Origin of the sequence: Shewanella sp. SR1 (genome assembly GCF_020447145.1) — a bacterium.
GTDB classification, from domain to species: Bacteria; Pseudomonadota; Gammaproteobacteria; order Enterobacterales; family Shewanellaceae; genus Shewanella; species Shewanella baltica.
This window is the reverse complement of sequence record NZ_JAJAEF010000057.1, coordinates 1-2,255: the sequence shown is the minus strand read 5'-3', so window position 1 is coordinate 2,255 and position 2,255 is coordinate 1. Positions and strand designations below refer to the sequence as shown.

1 rRNA gene and 1 pseudogene are annotated in these 2,255 nt (G+C 42.3%); both read right to left on the bottom strand.

Annotated features, from left to right (window positions below):
• Window positions 1-1,243: 1,243 nt before the first annotated feature.
• Window positions 1,244-2,006, bottom strand: a pseudogene (locus tag KV201_RS22305) (IS630 family transposase).
• A gap of 151 nt (window positions 2,007-2,157) precedes the next feature.
• Window positions 2,158-2,255: ribosomal RNA gene (gene rrf, locus KV201_RS22300) — 5S ribosomal RNA — on the bottom strand; the annotation flags it as partial.

The following is a 2,255-nucleotide window of genomic DNA, read 5'->3' as shown; positions in this document are numbered from 1 at the left end:
TTTTGACTGCCAACCCGAAGGTTAAGCAGTTTCGATTAACTCAACACCTGTGAGTGTCCACACAGATTTCTTGTTTTATCTTGTTAAAGAGCAACTCAATATCCGTAAGAGAACTTGAGTACCACACTGAGCGCCGAACGCTTCCAGGTGGCTAGGGCTGCGTATTCTACGCATTTCCCGTTTCGCGTCAAGGAGTTTTTGCAAACTTTCTCAACACTCATCAATTAGTAAACTCATCGATGAACTGTCACATCAGGCTGCTTAACGCTGTCTGCCGTGTCAGTGGATGCGCATTATAGGGAGATTGAGAAAGTGTGCAACCCCTATTTTAAGGAAATTTGCAGTTAATTCATATTCTTCAAGCTAGCCACAAGATACTCACCACTTACCCCCAAAGTTATCCACAAACGCATCTAAACCCAGTGAAAAACTGATCCTGTAGATGATAATTCCAGTAAGTTAATCAGCTAGATTATTCAGATTATAAATGTCGACATTAATGAATAAGCCATCTCAAAAGGTAATGTATGGAACAATAAGAGTAATAGCCCCGTCCGAATCGCTTTCTTGATGCAGAGAATGAAGTAGAGTTCCCAAATAATAGCTATCACCACAGAAAATAGCAGCCGCTTGTTAGAAAAGCGGCTCATTGTCATCAATAGAGTAAATAGTTAGCAAACACAGGATCAGTTTCTGACTGGATAGCTCTGTTTCAGCTCCTTTACGCTAAGTTTTACTTATCACGATCTAAATTGAACCCACATATGCACTAGTCAAAACGAAACAGATCTGCACGTTCCAAAGCAGATTTTAATTGCACTGTTATACATTACAGAATTGATTTGAAGTCTACTCATGGAGCATTACGCCAGGGATATGAATCATTTGAATGTTCGTGTTATAGCGGATTTGAATGGCAAAAAATGTCAGCGGATAAGTTTGGCTGATATAAACAGAAACAGCCAGCTCAGCATAAGCTCTATAAATCTTTGGCAATTAATGACAGCCTCGCGATTGATAGCTTTGTCTATGAAGGATATAAACGGCTAGAAAAGAATTACAGAAGCTCTGTAAAGTACGGTGCTGTGAGCATCAATTTTCTTTCAATAAGTAAACAGTTCTATACTCAATTTAAGTTCAGCCTTTAAGGACTTGCAGGCTAAAAGCGTCAGAGCCCTTTTGAGGAGATAGTCCAAGCTTAGTAAACTAGATCGAACAAAGCCTATGATACCAATTCTATTAATTAACTGGTCAGAACGGTCCACTGTCTAGTACACAATTCTATCACTCTTACTTTCTTCTCAATGAAGGTATTCAATGCGATGGAACACTGCTCGACAATATCGTCATAGCCACTAAAACAACGATTAACCAACATATTTTGACGCGGCCATTGCAATACCTGATCTATCGGATTCAGCTCCGGTGATTAAGGAGGCAACTTGAGGAGGGTGAGATTATCAAAGTCATCGGTAAAATCCTGTTGATGCCAACCAGCTCCGTCCATGATGACCAGTGCGTGGCGTCGGAATTCCGTTGCCATCCAGAAGTTTTTAAAAGCCCCTTGTGTGGCCTCAGATTGTTTCGGATGGTGAGAGCGAGTGGTCATCCATGAAATGCCGAGTTGATGAAGCAAACGGTAGATATTCGCTTGCTTAAATGCCACACCAAATGCAGTCTGGATATAATGGCCGATGTCCTTTTCCAGCAACCTGCCACCTTGTTCAGATAGGCTTTGGTGTTGCACGAACATTTTTGAGCTTGGCTTGTTGTTCTGTGGATAATGTCGCAGGACGGCCCGGATTAGGCGTATCGTCTAGACCGCTCAAACCTTGGGTTAAATAGGCGGTAATCCATCGATTCACACTGGCTCTACTGACTTTAAGCATGCTTGCGATAGCGGTACGAGAATGACCTTCGCTGGAATGGAGCAAGGCAAGATAGTGCATACGTTTGCGTGCGCTTTTCTCCAATTTCACTAAGGCTGCGATGTTGGGATTATTCATATTTTGTATGATTAGGAAGTGACAATCAATTAGATCACATAATTAATGCAAATGGTATTAAGGGCAAGCTAGGCTGAAATTGACAAATTGCAGACGCAAAAAAGCCAGCTTATTCAGCTGGCTTTGTTACATCTCAACGAGATAATTAGGCGCTTGGCGATGACCTACTCTCACATGGGGAGACCCCACACTACCATCGGCGCGTTTGCGTTTCACTTCTGAGTTCGGGATGGGATCAGGTGGTTCCAC